This is a genomic window from Actinomadura sp. HBU206391 (assembly GCF_014323665.1).
In the GTDB taxonomy this organism is placed as follows: Bacteria; Actinomycetota; Actinomycetes; order Streptosporangiales; family Streptosporangiaceae; genus Actinomadura_C.
Map to the genome: position 1 here is coordinate 83,061 of NZ_JABVEB010000001.1, position 23,936 is coordinate 106,996.

Annotated in this window: 21 protein-coding genes; 11 read left to right on the forward strand and 10 right to left on the reverse strand. The window is 71.1% G+C overall.

The features are described from left to right. Window positions 1-273 precede the first annotated feature (273 nt). The 7 genes from HKK72_RS00425 (at window position 274) to HKK72_RS00455 (ending at window position 5,330) form a co-directional block, all read left to right on the forward strand. The gene (locus tag HKK72_RS00425; RefSeq protein WP_187232165.1) at window positions 274-1,242 is read left to right on the forward strand and encodes an NAD(P)-dependent alcohol dehydrogenase; all 969 of its coding nucleotides are present in this window, start codon (window positions 274-276) and stop codon (window positions 1,240-1,242) included. A gap of 269 nt (window positions 1,243-1,511) precedes the next feature. Next, the gene (locus HKK72_RS00430; RefSeq protein WP_187232166.1) at window positions 1,512-2,084 is read left to right on the forward strand and encodes an RNA polymerase sigma factor; all 573 of its coding nucleotides are present in this window, start codon (window positions 1,512-1,514) and stop codon (window positions 2,082-2,084) included. Beyond that, window positions 2,077-2,982: a CU044_5270 family protein gene (locus tag HKK72_RS00435; protein WP_187232167.1), complete on the forward strand. Its 906-nt coding sequence runs from the start codon at window positions 2,077-2,079 to the stop codon at window positions 2,980-2,982. Before HKK72_RS00430 ends, HKK72_RS00435 begins: the two co-directional genes overlap by 8 nt. Before the next feature lie 239 nt (window positions 2,983-3,221). Beyond that, on the forward strand, window positions 3,222-3,371 hold the full coding sequence (locus HKK72_RS00440) for a hypothetical protein (RefSeq protein ID WP_187232168.1): 150 nt from the start codon (window positions 3,222-3,224) through the stop codon (window positions 3,369-3,371). A 157-nt stretch (window positions 3,372-3,528) separates the two neighbouring features. Continuing rightward, window positions 3,529-3,720 (forward strand): hypothetical protein, encoded by a 192-nt coding sequence (locus HKK72_RS00445; protein ID WP_187232169.1) that lies wholly within the window; start codon window positions 3,529-3,531, stop codon window positions 3,718-3,720. Between the two features lie 79 nt (window positions 3,721-3,799). Continuing rightward, complete coding sequence (locus tag HKK72_RS00450) at window positions 3,800-4,348, forward strand: hypothetical protein (protein WP_187232170.1); 549 nt, start codon at window positions 3,800-3,802, stop codon at window positions 4,346-4,348. Window positions 4,349-4,712: 364 nt separating this feature from the next. After that, on the forward strand, window positions 4,713-5,330 hold the full coding sequence (locus HKK72_RS00455; RefSeq protein WP_187232171.1) for a carbonic anhydrase: 618 nt from the start codon (window positions 4,713-4,715) through the stop codon (window positions 5,328-5,330). An 88-nt stretch (window positions 5,331-5,418) separates the two neighbouring features. On the opposite strand, the gene HKK72_RS00460 is transcribed toward HKK72_RS00455, so the two are convergent. Further along, a complete protein-coding gene (locus tag HKK72_RS00460) occupies window positions 5,419-6,861 on the reverse strand; it encodes an MFS transporter (RefSeq protein ID WP_187232172.1) in 1,443 nt (480 codons plus the stop codon). Window positions 6,862-6,889: 28 nt separating this feature from the next. After that, window positions 6,890-7,252, reverse strand: a complete 363-nt coding sequence (locus HKK72_RS00465) for a nuclear transport factor 2 family protein (RefSeq protein WP_187232173.1) — start codon at window positions 7,250-7,252, stop codon at window positions 6,890-6,892. 133 nt (window positions 7,253-7,385) lie between these two features. Between HKK72_RS00465 and HKK72_RS00470 the strand changes: the two genes are divergently transcribed. Further along, entirely contained in the window at window positions 7,386-10,157 is a 2,772-nt protein-coding gene (locus HKK72_RS00470) for a LuxR family transcriptional regulator (RefSeq protein WP_187232174.1), read from the forward strand. Window positions 10,158-10,232: 75 nt separating this feature from the next. Further along, window positions 10,233-10,931: a hypothetical protein gene (locus HKK72_RS00475; RefSeq protein WP_187232175.1), complete on the forward strand. Its 699-nt coding sequence runs from the start codon at window positions 10,233-10,235 to the stop codon at window positions 10,929-10,931. 95 nt (window positions 10,932-11,026) lie between these two features. Here HKK72_RS00475 and HKK72_RS00480 read toward each other — a convergent pair whose 3' ends face one another. From HKK72_RS00480 to HKK72_RS00490, 3 genes are all read right to left on the reverse strand, one after another. Next, on the reverse strand, window positions 11,027-13,357 hold the full coding sequence (locus tag HKK72_RS00480) for an ATP-binding protein (protein ID WP_187232176.1): 2,331 nt from the start codon (window positions 13,355-13,357) through the stop codon (window positions 11,027-11,029). A 28-nt stretch (window positions 13,358-13,385) separates the two neighbouring features. After that, window positions 13,386-15,641, reverse strand: coding sequence for a LuxR C-terminal-related transcriptional regulator (locus HKK72_RS00485; protein ID WP_315987001.1), 2,256 nt, complete (start codon window positions 15,639-15,641; stop codon window positions 13,386-13,388). A 214-nt stretch (window positions 15,642-15,855) separates the two neighbouring features. Continuing rightward, entirely contained in the window at window positions 15,856-16,092 is a 237-nt protein-coding gene (locus HKK72_RS00490; protein ID WP_187232177.1) for a hypothetical protein, read from the reverse strand. A gap of 92 nt (window positions 16,093-16,184) precedes the next feature. Between HKK72_RS00490 and HKK72_RS00495 the strand changes: the two genes are divergently transcribed. Then, window positions 16,185-17,081: a serine hydrolase gene (locus HKK72_RS00495; protein WP_187232178.1), complete on the forward strand. Its 897-nt coding sequence runs from the start codon at window positions 16,185-16,187 to the stop codon at window positions 17,079-17,081. A gap of 17 nt (window positions 17,082-17,098) precedes the next feature. Further along, window positions 17,099-18,862, forward strand: a complete 1,764-nt coding sequence (locus HKK72_RS00500; protein ID WP_187232179.1) for a prolyl oligopeptidase family serine peptidase — start codon at window positions 17,099-17,101, stop codon at window positions 18,860-18,862. A 208-nt stretch (window positions 18,863-19,070) separates the two neighbouring features. Here the strand turns inward: HKK72_RS00500 and HKK72_RS00505 are convergent, their stop codons facing one another. From HKK72_RS00505 to HKK72_RS00525, 5 genes are all read right to left on the reverse strand, one after another. Further along, the gene (locus HKK72_RS00505; RefSeq protein WP_315987002.1) at window positions 19,071-19,739 is read right to left on the reverse strand and encodes a TetR/AcrR family transcriptional regulator; all 669 of its coding nucleotides are present in this window, start codon (window positions 19,737-19,739) and stop codon (window positions 19,071-19,073) included. A 111-nt stretch (window positions 19,740-19,850) separates the two neighbouring features. Further along, window positions 19,851-20,882: a hypothetical protein gene (locus tag HKK72_RS00510; RefSeq protein WP_187232180.1), complete on the reverse strand. Its 1,032-nt coding sequence runs from the start codon at window positions 20,880-20,882 to the stop codon at window positions 19,851-19,853. After that, the gene (locus HKK72_RS00515; RefSeq protein ID WP_187232181.1) at window positions 20,879-21,412 is read right to left on the reverse strand and encodes a SigE family RNA polymerase sigma factor; all 534 of its coding nucleotides are present in this window, start codon (window positions 21,410-21,412) and stop codon (window positions 20,879-20,881) included. Before HKK72_RS00515 ends, HKK72_RS00510 begins: the two co-directional genes overlap by 4 nt. A gap of 164 nt (window positions 21,413-21,576) precedes the next feature. Continuing rightward, complete coding sequence (locus HKK72_RS00520; protein WP_187232182.1) at window positions 21,577-22,650, reverse strand: aspartate-semialdehyde dehydrogenase; 1,074 nt, start codon at window positions 22,648-22,650, stop codon at window positions 21,577-21,579. Next, window positions 22,647-23,930, reverse strand: a complete 1,284-nt coding sequence (locus tag HKK72_RS00525) for an aspartate kinase (RefSeq protein WP_187232183.1) — start codon at window positions 23,928-23,930, stop codon at window positions 22,647-22,649. The genes HKK72_RS00520 and HKK72_RS00525 overlap by 4 nt, the downstream gene beginning before the upstream one ends. Window positions 23,931-23,936: the final 6 nt, after the last annotated feature.

A 23,936-nucleotide genomic window follows, 5' to 3' on the forward strand; every position in this document is an offset into this window, starting at 1 on the left:
CGCTTTCCAGCTCGCCCGCCCTTGATCACCAAAGGGGCTCCTCTCACGCCCGCAGGGACCCACAGGACCTTGTGCACGGAGCCGGCCATGAGAGTTCGTTCCAGCGGCTTCCGGAAATGGCCACGCCCTTGCTCCGCCGGGTCGGGCGGCGCGACCCTGCGAGGTGAGCGATGACCTCGTCCAGAACACGAGGGTCGTCACACCGGACCAGGAGCGGCAACCGGCACGCGGAGTGGCGGGCGATGCCCCGGGCGAAACGCGACGGAGAACACCATGAAGGCGATCGTCCAAGACCAGTACGGCTCACCGGACGTCCTCAGGCTGGAGGACATCGACAAGCCCACCCTCAAGGACGACGAAGTGCTGGTGCGTGTGCACGCGGCCGGGCTGGATCCCAGCGTCTGGCACCTCATGACGGGCCTGCCGTACCTCGCTCGCATGGCCTTCGGCTTGCGGAGACCCAAGTTCCGCATTCGAGGCTGGGACGTCGCGGGGCGCGTTGAGGCGGTCGGCGAGAAGGTCACCGAGTTCCAGGCGGGTGACGAGGTGTTCGGTACCTGCAACGGGTCCTTCGCCGAGTACGCGTGTGCCAGAGAGGACAAGTCCGTGCCCAAGCCGGCGAACCTCACCTTCGAGCAGGCCGCAGCCGTACCCACCTCCGCCGTCACCGCGCTGCAGGGGCTCCGCGACAAGGGACGAATACAGCCGGGGCAGAAGGTTCTGATCATCGGTGCGGCCGGGGGCGTGGGGACGTTCGCGGTGCAACTGGCCAAGGCGTTCGGGGCGGACGTCACCGGCGTGTGCAGCACGACGAAGACGGACCTGGTCCGATCGATCGGCGCGGACGACGTCATCGACTACACACGCGACGACTTCGCCGACAGCGCGCACCGCTATGACCTCATCCTCGACACCGCAGGCATGCGTTCACTGTCACATCTCCGGCGCGCCCTCACCCCCAAAGGAACTCTCGTCATCGTCGGGGGCGAAGGAGAAGGACGATGGGTGGGGGGATCGGGGCGCACTCTCAAAGCGGTCTTGCTGTCACCGTTCGTGGGTCAGAAACTGCGTGGGCTGCTCGCGGCGGCGCGCAAGAAGGACCTTCAGTTCTTGACGGAGTTCATCGAGGCCGGCAAGGTCACGCCGGTCATCGACAGAACGTATCCGCTGAGCGAGGCCCCAGAGGCCATCCGGTATCTGGAGAAAGGCAACGCACGCGGCAAGGTCGTCATCACCATGTGAGCCGCGGCCCGTAGCGCAGCCTTCTTGTGGGCTCGACTCCTCCCGTCCTGGATCAGCGGCGGCCTGGTACCTGAACTCCGCTGCTGACTTCGGCCGTCCTGCGCTGGATGTGGGGCATCCGACTACGGCATCACGTCCTGTGGTGCCTGGCCGCGAGCACCGGCGTGATCCAGAGCAGGCGGCATGGAAGACGATTCGGGCCTGCGGTGGAGTACGGGTGACCGTTGACCACTTCGCACGGAAGGAACCTGTATGACGGAGACAGTGTCTTGACCGCCGATGTGGGCGAACAGGTGACCGACGCCGAGCTCGCCGCCCGGTTCCGGCGGGACCCGGAATCGTTCACCACCGTCTACGACCGGTACATCCAGGCCATCCACCGGTACGTGGCCGGAAGGCTGGACGCGCAGGCGGCCGAGGATCTCGCGGCAGAGACGTTCTGCGTGGCGTTCGACCGGCGTGACCGGTTCGACCCCGAGCGCGGCAACCTGCGGCCCTGGCTGTTCGGTATCGCCACCATCCTGGTGGCCCGTCACCGGCGCAAAGAGGCCCGTCACTACGAGGCGCTGGCGCGCATGGGCGCCGAGCCCGCCACCGACAGCCACGAGAACCGGGTCGTCGCCTCGGTGGCCGCCGCCCGAATGCAGCCGCAATTGGCCAAGGCCCTCGCCGCGCTGTCCCAGGGCGAGCGCGACGTCGTGCTGCTCGTCGCCCTGGGCCAGCTCAGCTATGACGAGGTGGGCGAGGCGCTCGGCATCCCCCCGGGCACGGTGGGTTCCCGGCTCAACCGTGCCCGCACCAAGCTGCACGACGCAATCGATCAGGAGGCAGTCAATGGATGACCTGCAGATGCTCGCCACCGCGCTGGACGCACCCGAGATGCCGCGCGAAGCGGTCGACCGCGGCCGGCACCGGCTCCAGAACAGGATGCGCGGCCCGGTGCCCAAGCGCCGCACCGGCTGGCTGACGGCCGGTCTCAGCCTGACGGCAGCGGCCGCGGCGGCCGCGGTCGTGGTCACCTCGGGTACGACGGCGCCCCCCGCCACCCCCAACAGCCCACCCGCGACGGCCCAGCCGTCGGCCCGGCAGATCCTGCTCGTGGCGGCCACCACGGCGGAGCGGACGCCAGAGGGTTCCGGCACCTACTGGTACGTCAAGACCACGTCCACTGGCGGAAGGGCGGACAAGCCGTTCCAGTCGGAGAGCTGGACTCGGCGCGATGGCCAGACCTGGTTCAGGGGAGAGAAGTCGCAGGGCAAGGTGGTCAAGCTCGCCCTACCCACGCCGTTCCGGCTGGGCGGCCCCGATGTGAGCTTCGCGCGGCTGCAGAAGCTGCCGACCAAGCCCGACGAGTTGAAGGCGTGGATCGCCGACGCCCTGAAGCGCAGTGACGTCAGGACCAGCGCGGGACGGCCGGACGCCGCTGTGCAGAGGCAATTGGTGTTGGACGGGCTGATCTCCCTGGTCTCGCAGCTGCCGGCCCCTCCGAAGGTCCGCGCCGCCGCCTTCCGGGCGATCGCCTCGTACCCGATCGTCAAGAGCCTCGGCGTGGTCAAGGGCGGGCAGGGACTACTGATCCCCTCTCATCAAGGACAGCAGGCGAGACTGGTCGTCGACACGGCGACCTCGCGGGTGCACGACACGAACTTCTACGTCACCGCCGACGGATCCCAGGCCTGGCTGCCGAGCGACCGCAGTGCGACGGTCGTCGCCGAGTGGACGAACCTGCTGCCCGACTAGGCCGCGCGGCACCGCGCCGCCGGGTCGGTGAAGACCCGTCTCGCGATCGGTGCACGCCGAGGAGTGACGTGTGACGCGTACCGGAACGGATGCGCGATCACTGGTGGCGGCGGCCGGCGTACGGCGGGGCCGCCGCCACGGGTCCGGCACGTCCTCGCCGACGACCGGGGACGGATGCACACCGACATCCACGGCCCGGCGAGTGCCCGGGGAATGACGTCATCGGGCCATTCAGCACGGTGCTCGACGCCGTCGGGGCGGAACCCGACTCCGAGTACCGAACGGCGATCGAACCCGAACTGCAGCTCGCCCTCACGTTCGGCCGGCCCATCGCGACGCCGGACCCGGAGTCGATGCCCACCACGACGAGTGACGCCCCCTCGACCTGACCGCAGGTCTGCGCCTTGCGACACACCCGTTGAATGCCGGTCCGTCCTCGCTGCCACCGGTCTATGTTGGCAAGCCGGAGAAACGCGGTTCGCCCCGCTGCTGCGGCTCTGTCCGCATGGGTGAAGCAGGCCGCGCTCGGAGGAGGAGGACGACGACGTGTCAGCCAAGGACGTGTGGGAATACGGGATCGACACCGGCGACGGTGGCAAGAAGTGGCGGGCCGGGGCGGTTCTCGGCCACCTCGAGAAGGCCCAGGACGAGACCAACGCGATGCTCAAGGAAACGCTCGAACGGCTCGCCGGTCTCGAGGCGCGCCTGGCCGAGCTCGAAAGAAGGGCGGAAACGTGAAGAAGGCCATGGGCGTCCGGCCGGCCCGGCTTCTCCTGCCGGGCGCGTGGCCGGGCCGTCCCCTCGGGCCAGCGTCGTCATGACCGCGATCGTCGGCCTCGTTCACGAGGGCGTCGTCCACATCGGCGGCGACTCGGCCGGAGTCGCGGGGTGGTCCCTCACCGTTCGCGCCGACTCCAAGGTGTTCACCAACGGCCCGTACGTCATGGGCTTCACCACCAGCTTCCGGATGGGCCAGCTCCTGCGCTACGCCCTCCATGCCCCACATCCCGAGGGTGACCTCGAGAGGTTCATGGCCACCACGTTCGTCGACGCCGTCCGCAAGTGCCTGAAAGAGGGCGGGTGGGCCAAGAAGGACTCCGAGCGCGAGGAGGGCGGCGACTTCCTCGTCGGGGTCAACGGTCGCCTGTTCTGTGTCGAATCGGACTACCAGGTCGGCGAAGCGGCCGACGGATACGCGGCCATCGGCTGCGGCGAGGAACTCGCCCTCGGTGCCCTGTACGCGACCGCGCGATCCCGCATGGCTCCGAAGAAGCGGCTCAAACTGGCGCTCGAGGCGGCCGAGCGTTTCAGCGCCGGGGTGCGCGGGCCGTTCGCGTACGTGAGCAGGAAGGCCGAGACCACCTGACCGGACGCGTCACCGAAGACGACGGCGGTCCCCGAACCTCTGTGAGGACGGGGACCGCCACGGCCGACATCCGTTTCCATCTCCAAGGAGGCATCGGCTAGGCCGACCCTATCCCCAGACGCGCGAAACCTTCGTCACCAGCGACGACGTGTCGCTCATCGCGGCGAGCCCGGCCGGTCAGCGCCTGCGCCGGCCGGCATGGAACATCGCGGCGCCGGTCAGGACGAACAGACCGGCGGAGATCATCAGGGTCACGCTCGTGCCCCATCCGCCACACCGCCCTGTGGATCAGTGCATCCCTCCCGGCGCCGCCTGCCGGGGGGCGATAGCGGAGGTATAGGCGGGACCAGGAACAATGCACGTTATGGGTGGAACGTGGCCGAAGACTCCGGCCCAGGCACTGGACATGCTCCTCGAGGGCAACAAGCGCTTCATCGTCGGCGACCGGCTGCATCCCCACCAGGACACCGACCACCGAACCGCCGTCGCGCCGGCACAGCACCCGTTCGCCGTGCTGTTCGGCTGCGCCGACTCCCGGGTCGCCGCAGAGATCATCTTCGATCGCGGCCTGGGTGACCTCTTCGTGGTCCGCACCGCCGGGCACGTGATCGGCCCGGAGGTGCTCGGCAGCATCGAGTACGGCGTGGACGTCCTCGGCGCACCGCTGATCGCGGTTCTCGGTCACGACTCCTGCGGTGCCGTCGCCGCCACTCGCGAGGCCATGGTCAACGGCGTGACGCCCCCCGGCTTCATGCGCGACGTGGTGGAGCGGGTCATGCTCAGCGTCCTGTCCGCGCCGGACGGCCTCACCAATCCGGACGCCGCCGGCGAGGCGCACGTCGGCTACACCGTCGACCTGCTCGTCGATCGCTCCAACATCATCGCGCAGCGAGTCGCCGACGGGTCCTGCGCAGTGGTGGGCCTGTCCTACCGGCTCGCGGAGGGCAGCGTACGCCTCATCGCCGGTCATGGGGTCCCATGAGCCGGCGAGGGGACGACTGACCGAAGAGACGCGCTGGCCGGACGCGCCGAGACCAGGGCCCCGGGCGTCCGGCTCGCCGCCGGCCCCGTCAGTCGTTCACGCGGCGGGGAAAGAGCTGCACCAGACCGGCGACCGCGACGCCCAGGGCGATGAGCAGAACGAGGCCGAGGGCGAAAGCGCGCGGGAAGTCACGTCCGGCCGGGTGCGCGCCCAGGGCGTCGTAGAACACCACTCCGATGAGCGCCACGCCGATCGCGCCGCCCGCCTGCTGCGAGGTGGCGAGGACCCCTGAGGCGGCCGCGGCGTGCCGTGGCTGCACCCCGGCGAGCACGAGCGCCGGAAGCGGGGCCATGACGAGGCCCATTCCGGCACCGGCGACCAGCAGGCCCGGAATGATCCACTCGATGGCTCCATGGTCGCCGATCGAGGCGGCGGTCCAGGCGAGCAGGGCGTACCCGGCCGCGACCACGAGCGTGCCGATGGTTAGGGTCTGGCGGCCCAGCCGCGCCGCGACCCGGCCCGACCGCATCGACGCCGCGAAGTAGCCGATGCCCAGCGGCAGGAAGATCAGGCCGGAGTGCAGGGCGCTCAGGCCGCGGCCGTCCTGAAGATAGAGCGCGAGCACCAGGAAGAACGACGCCATGGTCATCTGGAAGACGAGACTGGTGACGACCCCGGCCGAGAACGCCCGCCGGGTGAACAGGGAGAGATCCATCAGCGGCGACCCGCCTCGCCCGGCGAGGCGGCGCTGCTGGAGGGCGAAGGCTCCGAGCAACGGCACCGCCGCCGCCAGGCAGAGCCACGTCCACGCCGGCCAGCCCTCATAGCGGCCCTGCACGAGCGGGAACACGATCGCGGTCAGGCCCAGCGTGACCAGGGCGGCGCCCGCCAGATCGACGCGCGCCCCGCCGGCGGCACGGGACTCGGGCACCAGCCTCGGGGCGAGCGCCAGCGCGACGATCCCGACCGGCACATTGATCAGGAAGATGCTGCGCCAGCCGAGCCCGGCGAGGTCGGCTCTGATGAGGACACCGCCGATGAGCTGGCCGAAGACGCCGCCGAAGCCGATGGCCATGCCGTAGGCGTTAAAGGCCCTGGCCCGGTGCTCGCCGGTGTAGACGGTGTTGATGATGGCCAGCACCTGCGGCATCAGCAGCGCGGCCGCCATCCCCTGGGCCACCCGGGCGCCGACCAGGAATCCGGCGGTCGGCGCCGCCCCGCACGCCGCGGAGGCGAGGGTGAACAGGCCCATGCCGAGGACGAACAGCCTGCGCCGCCCGTACAGGTCCCCGAGCCGGCCACCGATGATCAGGCCCGCGGCCAGCGCCAGCCCGAAACCGGCGACGATGAACTGGATCGCCGACGGGCTCGCGCCCAGCTCGCTCTGGGTGGAGGGGATCGCGACATTGACGATGAAGAAGTCGAGCGTGGTGATGAAGATGCCGGTCAGCAGAACCAGCAGGGTGGCCCATGAGGGCGCCCCGCTCGGCGCCGGCGGCGCGGCCGGCCGCGGGCTTGCAGTGAGTGTCATACGAGCTCCGGCTCTCTGTGTGGCCGCATCAGGCCGGGACCTTGTCGAGGAAGCCGAGGACGCTCGCGATGCGGCCGTCCCCGTTCATCACCGCGACGTCGAAGCCGACCACGATGGCCTCGCCGCCGGCCGGCCCGAGGTGCCACGTGAACCGGGCGATGTCGTGGTGGGCGTCCACCGCCCCGGCCAGGCTGAACGTGAGGCCGGCGAACTGTGCCTGCACCGCCGCGATGGTCGCGTCGATGGCGTCGCGGCCCTCGGCGACCCCCATCGGGTCGACGTAGGTTCCGTCCTCGGCCCACAGTTCGTCGATTGCGGCGCGGCGGGCCGCCGGGTCGGTCTCGTTCCAGGTGCGCAGGTACCGGCCGACCAGCTCGGTGATGTCGCTCATGAGTGCTCTCCCGTTTCGGTGATCCGTTCGTTCTTGCAGTTCAGAACGCTACGTAGATCACGAGAAGGAGGAATCCGTCGCGCTTAAGTACTTGATTTCGCCGTGACCGATCGGCATAGGTACGGTGCCGTACATGCTTTACGGGCGCGACGCGGAGCTGTCCGCCATCGAGGACCTCCTCGCCGGCGCCCGCGAGGGCAAGAGCGGTGCGCTGCTGGTGCGCGGCGAGGCGGGCATCGGCAAGACGGCGCTCCTCGACCATGCCGAGGCGGTCGCCACGGGGCTGCGTGTGATCCGCGGAGCGGGGGTCGAGTCGGAGGCCGAGCTGCCGTTCGCGGCGCTGCATCTGCTGCTCCGCCCGGTGCTCGACCGTGTCGGCGCGCTCCCCGGCGTACAGGCGACGGCGCTCAGGGCCGCGCTCGGGCTCGTGCCCGCCGCCGACTCGGGCGACTGGTTCCTCGTCGGCCTCGCGGTCCTGTCGCTGCTGTCCGACCTGGCCGAGGACCGGCCCGTGCTGTGCCTGATCGATGACGCCCAGGGGCTGGACAGGGCGTCGGCCGGCGCTCTGCTGTTCGCCGCCCGGCGGCTCGACGCCGAGGGCGTCGTGATGGTCTTCGCCGCCCGGGACGGCGAGCGTGGCTTCGCCGCACACGGCCTGCCCGAGCTCCGGCTGGACGGCCTGGACGCACGTGCGGCGGCCGGCCTGCTCGGCGAGTACGGCGAGGATCTCGGCCCCGACGTGCGCCGCCGGGTGCTGTCCGAGGCGGCCGGCAACCCGCTCGGCCTCATCGAACTGCCCAAGGCCCTCGGCGAGAGCCACCGCGTGGGCGAACGCGTCGGCGGCCAACCGCGGGGGGTGCCGCAAGGTATCCTGCCGCTGACCGATCGGCTGCGCGAGGCGTTCCAGGGGCAGGTCGAACGGTTGCCCGAAACGGCGCGGGCGCTTCTGCTCGTCGCGGCACTCGAGGACACCGGTGATCTCGGTGTGATCCTGGCCGCCGCGGAGCGCTCCGGCGCGTCGCTGGACGATCTCGACGTGGCCGAACGCGCCGGACTGGTCCGGACCGGTGACGGCGGCGTCCGGTTCCGCCACCCTCTGCTGCGCGCCGCCGTGGTGGACGGCTCACCGCTCGGCACTCGGGTCGCCGCGCACGCCGCCCTCGCCACGACCCTCGACCGCCCCGCGGACGCCGACCGTCGCGCCTGGCATCTGGCCGCCGCCGCGACAGGCCCCGATGAGCGGGTCGCCGCGGAACTCGAACGCACCGCCGTACGGGCCAAGCGGCGCAGCGGCTACTCCGCCGCGGCCTCGGCCTACGAGAGAGCCGCCCGCCTGACCCCGCACACCGGGCCGCAGGAGCGCCGGCTCGCCCTTGCCGCGGAGGCGGCCGCCGAGTCGGGCGAGCTCGACCGGGCGGCCGGGCTCGCCGAGCAGGCCGCCGGGCTGACCACCGACCCGGCCCTCCGGGCCAGGCTCACCGAGATACGGGCGGCGGCGTCCTTCTGGGCCGGTTCGCTGGGCGCCGCCTATCGGTTGCTGATGGAGGGCGCCGAGCTGGTGTCGGCCGCCGATCCGCACCGTACGGCCTCGATGCTGATCGAGGCGGCGCACATCGGCTGGTACACCGGAGAGCGGGAACTCACCGAGAGCCTCGAACGGCTGGCGGCGGTGCCGCTCGCCGCCGCGGATCCGCTCGCGCCGATGAGCCGGCTGCTGATGCTCGCCACCTCGCCGACGGTCGGGTGGGCCGTGACCGGCGCGGCGGCCGAGGACGCGCGGGCCGACTCCGACGAGCTCATCGCGGTGGCCCGCGCGGCTGCGGGCGACCCCGCGGACCTGATCCTGGTCGCCGCCATCGGGCTGATCCTGGGGCAGGACACGGTGACCCTCGAACTCGCGTCGGCACTGGCCGCCGAGACCCGCGAACAGGGCCGGATCGGCCTGCTGCCGCAGATGCTGTTCTACCTCTCCTCGGCCCAGCAGTTCATCGGACGGCACGGCGACGCTCTGGCCACCGCCACCGAGGCCCTGGGCATCGCGCGCGACACCGGTCAGCGGCAGTGGGCTCAGCGGCTCGGCGAACCGCTCGCCCATCTGGCCGCCTTCGACGGCGACGAGGCGCTCTGCCGCCGGCTCACCGACGACGCGCTCGCCCGCGTGACCACCGGCGACCCGAGCTGGGAGGTGCCCTGGGTCTACTCCGCGCTGGGCGTACTCGATCTCGGGCTGGGACGGGCCGAGGCGGCACTGGCCCGGCTGACGACGCTCGAACAGGGACGGGCGCGCTTCCACATCGCCGCGATCCGCAGCACACCGGATCTGGTCGAGGCGGCCGTACGCGTCGGCGGGCCGGACGCCGCGACCGAGGCGTTCGGCCAGTTCGAGAAGTGGGCCGTGCACGCCCGGCAGCCCTGGATCGACGCCCTGACACTGCGCTGCCGGGCCCTGCTCGCACCGGCCGAGCGCGCGGCCGACCACTTCGAGGCCGCGTTGCGGCTGCACGCGAAGGCGAGCCGGCCGTTCGACCACGCGCGCACCGCGCTGCTGTACGGGGAGTGGCTGCGCCGAGCCCGCCGCAAGGCCGAGGCCCGCACCCATCTGCGGACGGCCCTGGAGGCCTTCGAACGCCTCGGCGCGAAGCCCTGGAGCGAGCGTGCCCGTACCGAGCTCGGCGCGACCGGCACCACCGCGCCGCGACAGCCGGCTCCCGGCGCGCTCGCCGGGCTGACCCCGCAGGAGCTGCAGATCGTCCGGCTGGCGGCACGGGGCCTGTCCAACCGCGAGATCGCGGCCCAGCTGTTCCTGAGCCCCCGCACGGTCGGCTATCACCTGTACAAGGCCTACCCGAAGCTGGGTGTCGCCTCGCGTGGCGAGCTCGCCGCGGTGCTCACGACCGTGCCCTAGACCTTCGCGGGGCCGAGTGCTCACACCTGTGTCGAGCGACACCTTCGCCGCCGCCGCTGCGTGTGAACCTTGGTCATGCAGCTCATCGAGGTGACCGAACTGGCCGGTGTACGGTCCGCAGTCATCGTGATGAAGCGTCGCGGGTCTCCCATGCGGTTCGTGCTGTTCCCCATGCTCCATGTGGGCGAGCAGCACTTCTACGAGGCCGTCGCCGCGCGCGTCCGGTCGTGCCAGATCGTGGTCACCGAGGGCGTCATCGGTGACTCCTCGCGCGCCGACGCCATCACTCGTATCTACCGCTGGATCCGGTTCAGCCGCCGGCATGACCTGGTCGTCCAGGACGTCGACTACGACGCACTGGGCGTCCCGTCGGTCCGGCCGGACATGACGGCCGCGGAGTTCGACCGGCGATGGGGCGAGATTCCACTCCGCGCCCGGCTGTTGATCTATTTTCTCGTCCCCCTGTTCGCCCTGTACCTGCTGATGTTCTCCGACCGCAGGTTCCTGGCCCGCCATCTCGAACTCGACCTCGAGCTCTCCGACGCCGAACTCTCGACCTCGGAGCTCATCGACGCCATGGAAGAGGTGATCGTCGACCAGCGCGACCGGCTCCTCATGCGGGCGCTGGTGTCGATCCACGAGGAGCGGCACACCGAACCGATCGACGTCGCGGTGGTCTGGGGGGCCGGGCACATGCGAGCGGTCGTACGCGGTCTCAAGGCCCTGGGTTATCAGCCCTGCGGCACCGACTGGCTGACGGTCTTCCGGTTCTGATCCGCGCTCCGCGCTCGACGAAGTCGGCGAGGCGGTCGTCCAGCGGTTCGGCCGCGCCATGGGGAGCCACCCTTCTCCCGTGATCATGCAGTTGTTCACTCACCGCCGTTGCGCTGCTCGATCACCCACGCGGCGATCCGGGTGCGGGATGAGAACCCGAGTTTGGCGAGGATGTGCTCGAGGTGCGCGTCGACGGTGCGCTTGGCAACGACGAGCCGTTCGGCGATCTGCCGGTTGGACAGACCTTCGGCCACCAGCTCGGCGACCTGCGACTCGCGGGGGGACAGCGGCGGGCCGCCATGCCGCCCGGTGGCACCCGGTCGCGGCGTCTCCCCGAGGGCCTGGGCGACCACCTGCTCGACGGTCAGACCGGCGCCGCGCTGGAAGGCGGCCTCGTGGGCGGTGTCGCCGAGTGCCTGGCGCGTCCGTTCCACGCAGGCGTCGTGGGACGGGTGCGGGGCGGATCGCGACATCGCGTCGGCGCCGTGCGCCCGCCGGAGTTCGTGGGACGCGCCGAGCAGGACCGCCGCCCGTTCGGCGTCGCCGTCGGCCTCGGCGATCCAGGCCAGCAGCTCGACGGCGCGGGCGAGCGTGACCGGGTCGGGGGAGGTTCGCCACAGCCGTACGGCCTCGCACGCATGGGCTGCGGCCGGCGCCCTTTCGCCGCCGTTCCATTCGGCCCCGGCGAGCAGGTTGAGCACGTGCCCCTGCAGGGTGCCGTCGCCCCGTGCCCGGCAGATCACCAGGCAGCGCAGGCAGCGTTCGACGGCGCCTTCGAGGTCTCCTCGCAGGTCGTCGGCCGCGGCCAGCTCGATCTGGGCGAGCACCGCGTCGGCCTGGTCCCCCGCGCCCACCGCCTCGTAGCGGGCCAGCGCCTCCTCGAGCAGCGTCGCCCCGCCGTCCGGATCCCCGCTTGCAACGGCGACGGCTCCCTCGCGGTGCCTCGCCTGTGCCAGCGCGAGCGCGTCGCCGAGCCGCTCCGCGAGCTCGCGCCCGAGACCCGAGAGCCGGGCCGCCGACTCCGGATCGCCCTGGTGGCTCGCCAGCAGGCCGCTCACGTAGAGCGCCTCGGCCCGGGCGGTGGTCGGCTCGCCGGGGAGGGCCAGGACGCGTTCCAGCCATCGCCGTCCCACCGCCGCCCGGCCGGGCGAGAGCCAGTGGAAGCGCAGCGCCGAGGCCAGCCGCAGCCCGGCCCGGGTCTCGGCCCGTTCGACGCAGAAGTCCAGGGCGGCCAGCAGATTGACGTGCTCCCGATCGAACCGCCGTAGCCACCGGCTCTGCTCGGGCCCGAACCACGCCCGCTCGCCCCGCGCGGCCAGCCACAGGTAGAAGTCGCGGTGCCTGCGCAGGAACGCCTGCTCCTCGCCCAGCGCACGCAGCCACTGCTCGCCGTACTCCCGTAGCGTGGTGAGCAGCCGGAACCTCAGCCCGTCCGGGGTCTCCTCGCGCAAGGCGATGGACTTCTCCACCAACCCCGACACGAGCTCCAGCACCTCACCCGCAGCAAGCCGCTCATCACAGCACACCGCCTCGACCGCATCCAGATCGAAATCCCCGGCGAACACCGACAACCGAGCCCACAACAACCGCTCCCCCGGCGCGCACAACTCATGACTCCACCCCACCGCCGTACGCAACCCCCGATGACGACCCGGAACCGCACGCCCCCCACCCGACAACAACCCAAAACGATCATCAAGCCGAGCAACGATCTGCTCCACCGACAACACCCGCAACCGACCCGCCGCCAACTCGATCGCCAACGGAATCCCATCCAACCGACGACACAACCCCGCCACCGCATCCCCATTACCCGCCGACAACACAAAACCCGGCACCACCGCCGCCGCACGCTCAGCGAACAACGCCACGGCGTCGTACGCCGCGACGGACTCTCCCGGGCAGCCGGGCGCGGGGGCGCGCAGCGGCGGCACGACCAGCGTGCGCTCGCCGGCGACGCCGAGGAGCTGGCGGCTGGTGGCGAGGATGCGCAGTTCCGGCAACCCGCGCAGCAGGAGCCCGGCGAGGTTCGCACAGGCGTCGACGAGATGTTCACAGGCGTCCAGGACCAGCAGCAGCCGCCGGTGCGCCAGGCGGTCGAGGAGCACTTCGTTCTGCGGACGGGCCGCCCGGCCCTTCACGCCGAGCGCCGCCGCCACGACATGGCCGAGCAGCGCCGGATCCTGCACGGAGGTCAGGTCGACCCACCGGACGCCGTCCGGGAACGACCTGCCCAGCTCGCTCATCGCGGCCAGCGCCAGCCGGGTCTTGCCCACCCCCGCGACACCGGTCAGCGTCACCAGCCGCGACCCGGCGACCGCCCGCCTGATCTCGGCGAGCTCACGGCGCCGCCCGACGAGGCCGCTCATGTCCTTAGGCGACGGCTCCTTGGGCGACGGCGCACTGGTCATCGGCGCGTTCGTCATCCGCGCCTCACCTCCAGGCGGCCCCGGCTCACTCCGCGCCCGTTCGCCGGCCGGTCACCCATGCGGCGATCTGAGTACGGGAGGTGAACCCGAGCTTGGCGAAGATGTGCTCGACGTGCGCGTCGACGGTGCGTTTCGCGACGTACAGCCGCTCAGCGATCTTGCGGTTGGACAGGCCTTCGGCAACCAGCTCGGCGACCTCCCGTTCGCGTGGGGTCAGCAGGGCCGGACCGGGCGGGCGGGCGGCCGTCCCGTCCTCGCCCAGGGCGTAGGCGATCGCCTCGTCGAAGGTCAGCTCGGTGCCCTCGGCGAAGGCCGCGTCGTAGGCACGGTCGCCGACCATGCCGCGGGCGGCGAGCTCGGACCGGTCACGCGCAGCGATCAGTTCCGGGCAGCCGACCTGGGGCAGCCCGATGGCGCGCCAGACCTGGTGGGCGGCGCCGAGCAGCCGGGCGGCGCGGTGGGCCTCGCCGTCCGCGGCCGCGGCCCAGGCGAGCAGGTCCACCGACGCCGCGATGCCCACGATCTCGCCGAGCTGCCGTCGCACGCCGAGTGAAGCGCGGCCGTACGACACCGCCGAGGCGGTCCGTCCTCGGCCGAGCTCGGCCAGGCCGCGCACGTAGTCGCTGTAGGAGCGGGTCCACAGCTCACCGTGCTTCTCGCACTCGGCCCGGTGTTCCTCGAGTACGGTCACGGCGCCGTCGAAGTCGCCCATCATCGTGAGCGCCATCGCCTGGTTCACCATCACGATGAGCGGGCCAGTGCCCGGATCATCACTGAGCCGGTAGAGCTCGGCCGACTCCCGGCTCAGCGACGCGCCCTGCGCCAGGTCTCCCCGGTAGACGGCGGCGAGCCCGGACACGTGGGCGGCCCGTGCCGCGGCGGCCACGTCGCCGTCCGCCGCGTGCTCCCGGCACTCGGCGGCGAGCGTCTCGGCGGCGTCGAAGTCACCCTGGGTTATCGCGACCACCCCGCACGCCCACACGGCCTTTGCGCGGACCGGCCCGGGGCTCCGATCCAGCACGAGGGCCCGGTCGAGATAGTGCCTGCCCTCCCTGGCGAGCCCGCAGGCGGCCCAGAGCACCCAGAGGGTGCCGGCCAGATCGACCCCGACGCGCACCTGGCCGGGCGTCGCGAAGCAGAAGTCGAGAGCCGCGCGGAGGTTGGCATGCTCGCGCGTCAGCCGCGCCCGCCACTCCACCTGGTCAGGCCCGCACCACTCCTCGTCACAGCGCCGCGCCAGGCGCAGGTAGTGGTCGCGGTGGCGGGCCAGCATGGTGCGCCGCTCGCCGAGCGCGTCGAGCCAGTCCCGCCCGTACTCCCGGATGGTGTCGAGCAGCCGGTATCGCACGCCGGCGGCGTTCTCCTCGCGCAAGGCGATGGACTTCTCCACCAACCCCGACACGAGCTCCAGCACCTCACCCGCAGCAAGCCGCTCATCACAGCACACCGCCTCGACCGCATCCAGATCGAAATCCCCGGCGAACACCGACAACCGAGCCCACAACAACCGCTCCCCCGGCGCGCACAACTCATGACTCCACCCCACCGCCGTACGCAACCCCCGATGACGACCCGGAACCGCACGCCCCCCACCCGACAACAACCCAAAACGATCATCAAGCCGAGCAACGATCTGCTCCACCGACAACACCCGCAACCGACCCGCCGCCAACTCGATCGCCAACGGAATCCCATCCAACCGACGACACAACCCCGCCACCGCATCCCCATTACCCGCCGACAACACAAAACCCGGCACCACCGCCGCCGCACGCTCAGCGAACAACGCCACGGCGTCACAGCGGGCCGCCGCGGGGCCCGAGTCCGGCACCCGCATCGGAGCGATCGCGAGTGTCCGCTCACCGGGGATGTTCAGTGGTTGCCGGCTGGTGGCCAGGATGCGCAGGCCGGACGCGGCCCGCAGCAGCGTGCGGGCGAGCGCGGCGCACTCGTCGATGAGGTGTTCACAGGTGTCCAGGACGAGCAGCAGCCGTTTGTCCGCGCAGTAGTCGGACAGCACCTCGACGTGCGGGCGGGTGCTGGTGTCGGCCAGCTTGAGCTGCTCCGACACCTCGTGCGCGAGAAGCTCGGGGTCCTGCAACGCCGACAGCTCGGCCAGCCAGACACCGTCGGTGAAAGCACCGTGCAAGCGGCGGGCGACCCGCAACGCGATGCGGGTCTTGCCCACACCCCCCACGCCGGTCAGCGTCACCAGCCGGGACACCGAGAGCATGCGCCTGGCCTCGGTCAGCTCCTGACGCCGCCCTACGAAGCTCCTCACCTCGGCGGGAAGATTTCCCGCCCGACCCCCCATCGAAGTGTCCGTCACCATCGCCGCCGCCTCCGGTCGGTCACGTCCCCCAATGCCATGATGAACGGACGCACTCGCCGCCGCATGTATTCGGGTGAGCCGCCGCAGGTATTCGGGTGAGACAGTGCCGGAAGGCCGATGACCTGGTATTACATGTCATGCAATAAAGGCATGTGCAGCACCATTAGTGCTTTGCCCGACTCTTCGAGGCCTTCTTGGTGCTCTTCTTCTTTTTCGACTTCTTGTGATCAGAGCCGGACTCCCATTCGTAGCCCGGGGTGTTCCTCTCGCAGAAGCTGTCGGCGACACGCGTGTCCGTCGCGTCGTGCTCGCACCACCGGTCCCCGCCGCACGCGGTGAGCCCCGCGCCGACGATGACCGCGATCACGGCGGTCGCTGACAGACGTCGTACCCTAAGCATGATCAACCTCCAGGACGTGGGGAAACCTGACGATGGGGCTCCGGCCCGAGCCTGTGACTCTGACGCATGACGGTCTCATACGGTTCAGCGGAATGGTGTCCGCGGCCGTTGTCGCCGGCTCGCTGCCGACCGGGATCGTGGCCCCGCCCGGCGCCGCGGCGGCCGCCGCACGGGTCTGCTCATCGGCGGCCGACGCGGCGACGGCACAGCGGCTCGGCACCGGCATCCGCACCGCGCTGCGCGGACGCTGGAGCACGACCTCGGTCACCGTCTACGACCGCCGGCGGCGGATCAGGTGCCGGGTGAGCCCCGGACGGCACTACGACTCCGCGAGCATCGTGAAGGTGACCATCCTCGGGGCCCTGCTGCGCCACGCCATCGAACAGGACAGGCTGCTCACCGCGAGCGAGATCTCGCTGGCCGGCAAGATGATCACCAGGTCGGACAACGACGCGGCCTCGACCCTGTGGAAGCGGCTCGGCCGCGCCCGGCTGAAGCGCTTTCTGCGGCTCGCGGGAATGACCCACACCGCGCTCGGGCCCGGCGGCCACTGGGGTCTCACCCAGATCACCGCAGCCGACCAGCTGACCCTGCTGACCAGGTTCACCGAGACCAACGCCGTGCTGACCGACCGGTCCCGGAGATACGCGCTCACGCTGATGAACGCCGTGGTCGCCTCCCAGCGATGGGGAGTGCCGGCCGGTGCACCCCATGGGGTCACCGCGCACGTGAAGAACGGCTGGCTGCCGCGCTCGACCCACGGCTGGCGGGTGCACAGCATCGGCGGCTTCGACGGCGACGAGCACGACTACCTGATCGTCGTGCTCAGCCACGACAACCCGTCCATGGCCTACGGCGTCAAGACCATCGAGCTGGTCGCCCAGGCCGTGCACCGCGCTCTGAACCCGGGCCGGCCGGCCGCGGTGCCGCAGAGCACTCCCGATCCGGCCTGGGAGATCCCCGGCGAGCAGGTCCCGGGCCTGCCCTGACGCGCGATACTGGGCGCATGGTCAACGAGGAACGCTGGAAGGCACGGTTTCGCGCAGCCCGGGTGAGCCTGCCGGGCTGGGCTCTCGACGCGCCGCATCGCAGCACCTACCGCTCCAACGTCACCGGCACCTGGGAGATCTACGCCTGGGACCGTACGACCGGCACCCGGCGGCAGGTCACCGACCGCGTCAACGGCACCTGGATAGGCGCCGTCGAGGTGACCGGCCAGTGGATCTGGTGGTTCGCCGACACCGACGGCGACGAGTTCGGGGTCTGGATGCGGCAGCCGTTCGAGGGCGGAGCCGACGAGGTCGCCGCGCCCGAACTACCCGCCTCATACCCCGCGGGCCTGGCGGTCGGGCCGAGCGGTCTCGCCGTCATCGGCCGTACGGGCGAGCACGGCACCAGCATCCATCTGTGCCGCCCCGGCGCGGAACCGGAGACCGCCTACGAACATCGCGAGGACGCGCACCTGGTCGCCCTGTCCCGCGACGAGACCCTCCTCGCGATAAACCACAGCGAGCACGGCGACAGCCGGCACATGGCGCTGCGGGTCATCCGGCCCGACGGCACGACCGTCGCCGACCTGTGGGACGGCGCGGGCAAGGGGCTCTACGGGCTCGGCTTCGCCCCCGTGGCCGGCGACCCCCGGCTGCTGGTGCAGCACGAGCGACGCGGACGCCCCGAGGCGCTCATCTGGAACCCCGTCGACGGATCGGAACGGGAGATCACCTTCGATCTGCCCGGCGAGATCGACGCCGACTGGTACCCCGACGCCTCCGCGCTGCTGATCTCGCACTCCCACGAGGCGCGGGACGAGCTCTACCGCTATGACCTGGCCGGCGGAACGCTGGAGCGCATCGAGACCCCGCGCGGCGTCATAGGCGGCGCCACCGCCCGGCCCGACGGCACCGTCGAGTTCTCCTGGACCAATGCCGCCGAGCCGCCGGTCATCAAGTCGACCTCCGGTGCCGTGGTGCTCACTCCGCCCGGCCCGCCGCCGCCCGGCTCGGTGCCGGTCACCGACGTCTGGGTGGACGGTCCGGGCGGGCGCATCCACGCCCTGGTCTCCACGCCGCCGGGCGAGGGTCCCCACCCCACGGTCTTCGACATTCACGGCGGCCCGACGGCGCAGGACACCGACTCCTTCTCCCCACCCGCCGCCGCCTGGGTCGACCACGGCTTCGCGGTGGTCCAGGTCAACTACCGCGGCTCGACCGGATACGGCTCGCAGTGGCGCGACGCCATCGAGGGCCGCGTCGGGCTGACCGAGCTCGAGGACATCAAGGCGGTCCGGGACTGGGCGGTCTCGTCCGGGCTCGCCGATCCGGCCGCGCTGGTGCTGACCGGCGGCTCGTGGGGCGGCTTCCTCACCCTGCTCGGCCTCGGCACGCAGCCGGACGACTGGACGGTTGGCGTGGCGGCGGTACCGGTGGCCGACTATGTCGCCGCGTACGAGGACGAGATGGAGGGCCTGCAGGCCTTCGACCGGTCCCTGTTCGGAGGGTCGCCCACCGAGGTGCCGGAGCGCTACCGCGAATCGTCGCCGTTGACGTACGTCGAGAAGGTCCGCGCCCCGGTGCTGATCCTCGCCGGGGAGAACGACCCGCGCTGCCCCATCCGGCAGATCGACAACTACCTCGAGCGACTGGACGAACTCGGCGCGCCGCACGACGTCTACCGCTATGACGCCGGGCACGGCTCACTCGTGGTCGAGGAGCGGATCAAGCAGATGGCCGCCGAGATGGCCTTCGCCCGCCGGCACCTCGGCATGGTCTGACTCCGGAAGTACGAGCCGGTACGCGAGGAGGGCGGCTGCGCTGTTCTTCAGCCGCCCTCCGAGACCGACCGCAGGTCAATAGGCGCGTGCCCATCCGGTACAGACCGCGAGTACGACAACCTCGCGCCTTGTCCGCATCCGGTCGACTCCGCCGGTCGGTCGAACCGGGAGGTCGCCTCGATCGGTGATCCGGCTGCCGAACCGGTCCCTAGGCGCGGACGTCGCGGATGACGCCGACGAGGTCGCGGGTGACGGAGCGGAAACCCGGCAGCCGCGACATCGACACCATGCGCTTGACCAGCGGAACCGTACGCTCGACCAGGAGGTAGGTCTTGCGGCAGCCCGGTGAACTGTCATGCACCCAGTACAGGACGATCCCCATCGAGTAGAGCCACAACAGCTCCGGCAGCTCCTCACGGAAGCCGGAATCGATCTTCAGATCGGACCCGTCGACGACCTCGCGGTAGATGGCGATGGCGCCCTGGCGGGACGGACCGGACTCGGCGCTGAACGGGTTGAGCGGGCTGGTCGGCTCGGCGGCGAACTTGAAGAACTTTCCGGCGAAGGCGTGGTAGGGCACCATCGTGTCGATCCTGGCCTTGAGCACGCCGAGCAGCCGTGGCGCGAAATCGCTCTCCCGGTCGAGCACCGCCCGGCATGCGACGTTGTGCTCCTTCTGCAGTTCGTCGTAGTACGCCTGGATCAGCTCTTCCTTGGAGCCGAAGTAGTAATAGGCGTTGCCGACCGAGACGCCCGCCTCCTTGGCGATGCCCCGCATCGTGGTCGCTTCGTAACCACGCTCGCGGAACAGCCGGAGTGCCGTCTCGACGATCAGCATGCGGGTCTGCTCGGACTTGGCGGCCTTCGGCTCGGTCACCCTATGAGGGTAGTGGCGCGCCGTCACGGGCCAGGGCCACACGCCATGACGCCGGAACACCCGCCGGTCCCGTCGGTGGCGACGGCCCCGCCCGGCGGCGCCCGCCCGCCATTACCGGTCCGGCCAGGAGCAGGCATCGTCCAAGGCACCGACGCTCACGCCCGCAGCGATCCGGCCGAGCTGCGGCTCGGTCAGCGCCGGACCGCCCTCAGAGTCGGCGACGACCAGCAACCGGCCCGCGCCGAGGTCCACGGCGATGGCCGTGCCGGGCTGCGCGTCTGCGGAGGGCGGCGCCAGCGGGTAGACGCGGGCCGAGCGCCCGCCGATCTGAAGCGACCTGCCCCGCGCGGGAAGCGAACCCCGGCCTACCTCGATACTGAACGAGCGCAGCGCGCTGAACGCGATCAGTTCGGCCCGGCAGCCGGAGCCGGCCCGGCTCACGAGGACACGGCCGGTGGAGTACGGCGCCGGCAGCCAGCCGGCCCGCAACGGCGGCACCACCGTCGCCTCCTCGTCCCGGACCACCGAGCGTGCCGTCCGTACGGCGTCGCCACACGAGCCGGGAAGATTCCGCGTCGTCACGGACAGGACCCGCTCGGCCGTGGGCCGCCATGCCACCACGCACATCGCGCCGTCCTGCCGACGCAGGGCCCGGTGTCCCTTCACCGTCACCTCCGCCGCGTCCGCCAGCCGCCGCAGCGACTGGAAGGTGTCGTCGTGACCGCCTTGCGTACGGCCCTCGACGCGGACCGAGACCATGGGGGCCGAGTCGCCGCCCGCGGCGCTCGCCCAGACACGTTCCCGTTCCGACTCCCGCACGCCCACGCCGATCCAGCGCGCTACCTCCGTCAGCCCACGCGGCATCCACGCCGGGCGGTAGAGCAAGGGGACCGGCGCCGGCGGCGGACCCGCCTGGACCTGGTGCGGAATCGGCTCCGGCCGCTCGGTCAGCGCGTCCTGCCCCAGCAGGACGGCGGACACGCCCACGGCGGCGGCCACCGCGGCCGCAGCGCCCCGCGTCATCGCACGCCGCCGCCGGGCGCGGTGCGCCCTGACCCGGAAGCGGGCGAGCACCTGGCCGGGGTCGGGAGCCTGCCGCGCCTGCCGCTCGAACGCCTGGCGGATCAGTTCGTCGGTCGTCATCGGAGCTCTCCCTTGGCGGTGTCACCTTGCAACTCCAGGTCCCCACCGGAATCCAGCCTGAGCTCGGCCAGCGCACGAGAGGCGTGGGAACGCACGGTCGTCTCGGAACAGCCGAGGATGTCGGCGATCTCGGCGGTGGACATGCCCTCGTAATAGCGGAGGGCGAGCACGGCACGCTGCCGAGGCGGCAGCACGGCCATGCCGGACCATAGGGCGTCGCGCTGCTCGTACCGGCGCGCGGGGTCGTCCTCGGGCTCGATCGCCGCGTCCAGCAGCCCCTCGGCCGCCGGGACCTCTTGGGACGAACGGCGCCGCCGCCACGACAGGTACTCATTGATGATCATGCGCTTCAGGTACGCCTCGGGGGCGTCCATCGCGCTGATGCGCCGCCAGCGGCCTTGCGCCCGGATCAGCACGTCCTGGACGACGTCTTCGGCCCGGTGGGGATCACCGACCAGGGCGGTGGCGAAACGCAGCAGCGCGGGAAGCCGCGCGGTGAGGAACTCCTCGAAGCCCACCGGAATCCTCATCTCTCGGCTCGGTCGTCTCTCCCCCTTGAACGTGGCGAGCGGACCGATTCGTTGAGCCGATTCGCCGGGCGATTCGTTGAGCGGATTCGTCGAGCCGCCGGCGCAAAGAAAACGCGGCCCGGGGATCACCCCGGGCCGCGCGTCGCCGCTTCAGCTCAACGTCGTCAGGTGAGCTCCGTCGCCACCAGTTCGGCGATCTGGGCGGTGTTGAGCGCGGCGCCCTTGCGCAGGTTGTCGCCGCACAGGAACAGGTCGAGCGCTCTCGGGTCGTCGAGTGAACGGCGCACCCTGCCCACCCAGGTCGGGTCGGTGCCGACGACGTCGGCCGGGGTCGGGAACTCGAAGTCCTCCGGATGGTCGACGAGGACCACGCCTGGCGCCCCGGCGAGGACGGCCTGGGCCTCCCGCTGGTCGACATCGCGATCGAAGACCGCATGGACGGCGAGGGAGTGCGTGGTCACCACGGGGACGCGCACGCACGTCGCGGACACCCGCAGGTCGGGCAGGCCGAGGATCTTCCGGGACTCGTTGCGGACCTTGAGCTCCTCCGAGCTCCAGCCGTCCTCCTTGAGCGAACCCGCCCACGGCACGACATTGAGTGCCAGCGGTGCCGGGAAGGGGCCGAGGTCGCCGACCACGCCGCGGATGTCACCGGCGCGCTCGCCGAGCCCGCGCTTGCCGGCGACCCGCTCCAGCTGGTCGTACAGGGTGTCGACGCCCTCCTGGCCCGCACCCGAGGCGGCCTGGTAGGACGCGACGACGAGCTCGCGCAGCCCGTACATCTCGTGCAGTACACCGATCGCGACGATCATCGACAGCGTCGTGCAGTTGGGGTTGGCGATGATGCCCCTGGGCCGGTTGCGCACCTGCTCCGGGTTGACCTCGGGCACGACGAGCGGGACGTCCTCGGCCATCCGGAAGGCGCCTGAGTTGTCCACCACGATCGCGCCCCGCTCGGCCGCGATGGGAGCCCACTCGGCCGACACCGCGTCGGGCACGTCGAACATCGCCACGTCGACGCCGTCGAACACCTCGGGGGCGAGCGCGACGACCTCGACCTCTTCGCCGCGTACCGACAGCTTGCGGCCGGCCGACCGGGGCGAGGCCACCAGACGGATCTCGCCGTACACGTCCTCGCGGGTGGACAGGATCCGGAGCATCACGGAGCCGACGGCGCCGGTCGCGCCGACGACGGCCAGGGTGGGCCGGCCGGCTCGGGCGCCGGGGTAGGCGCTCATCGCCCGGTGCCTCCGTAGATGACCGCCTCGACCTGGTCGGCGTCGAGGTCGAAGGCGGCGTGCGCACTCTGCACCGCGGCGTCGATGTCGTCCTGGTCGACGATGACCGAGATCCGGATCTCCGAGGTGGAGATCATCTCGATGTTCACGCCGGCGTTGGCGATCGCGCCGAACAGCCGCGCGGTCACGCCAGGGTGCGAGCGCATGCCGGCGCCGATGAGCGACACCTTGCCGATGCGGTCGTCGTATCGCAGCGACTCGAAGCCGATCCGCTCCTTGACCTTGTTGAGCGCGGTCATCGCCGCCTGGCCGTCGGTGCGCGGCAGCGTGAAGGAGATGTCCGTACGCCCGGTGGCGGCGGCCGACACGTTCTGCACGATCATGTCGAGGTTGATCTCGGCGTCGGACAGCACCGCGAAGATCGTGGCGGCCTCGCCGACCTTGTCGGGTACCCCGACGACGGTGATCTTCGCCTCGCTCCGGTCGTGTGCCACGCCGGAGATGATCGCTTGCTCCATCTCGTCCCCCTCGGCCTCACTGGCCTCGATGCTGTCCCTGACCCAGGTGCCCACCCGCTGGCTGAACGAGGAGCGGACGTGGATCGGCATGTTGTAGCGCCGCGCGTACTCCACGCAGCGCAGGTGCAGGATCTTGGCCCCGCAGGCGGCCATCTCGAGCATCTCCTCGAAGGAGATCTGCGGGATGCGCCGCGCGGACGGGACGATCCGCGGATCGGCGGTGAAGATCCCGTCGACGTCGGAGTAGATCTCACAGACGTCCGCGTTGAGCGCGGCGGCCAGCGCCACGGCCGTGGTGTCGGAGCCGCCCCGGCCGAGCGTGGTGATGTCCTTGGAGTCCTGGGAGACACCCTGGAAACCGGCCACGATGCAGATCGAGCCCTCGTCCAGGGCGCTACGGATCCGGCCGGGGGTCACGTCGATGATGCGGGCCTTGCCGTGCGAGCCATCGGTGATCACACCGGCCTGGGAGCCCGTGAACGAGCGCGCCTCATGACCCAGGTTGGCGATGGCCATGGCGAGCAGCGCCATCGAGATCCGCTCGCCCGCCGTCAGGAGCATGTCGAGCTCCCGACCGGGCGGAAGCGGACTGATCTGCTCGGCCAGGTCGATCAGCTCATCTGTGGTGTCGCCCATCGCCGAGACCACGACGACCACGTCGTTGCCCGTCTTCTTCGTGGCGACGATGCGCTGGGCGACCCGCTTCACGCCGTCTGCGTCGGCGACGGAAGAGCCGCCGTACTTCTGCACGACAAGAGCCACGAGTGT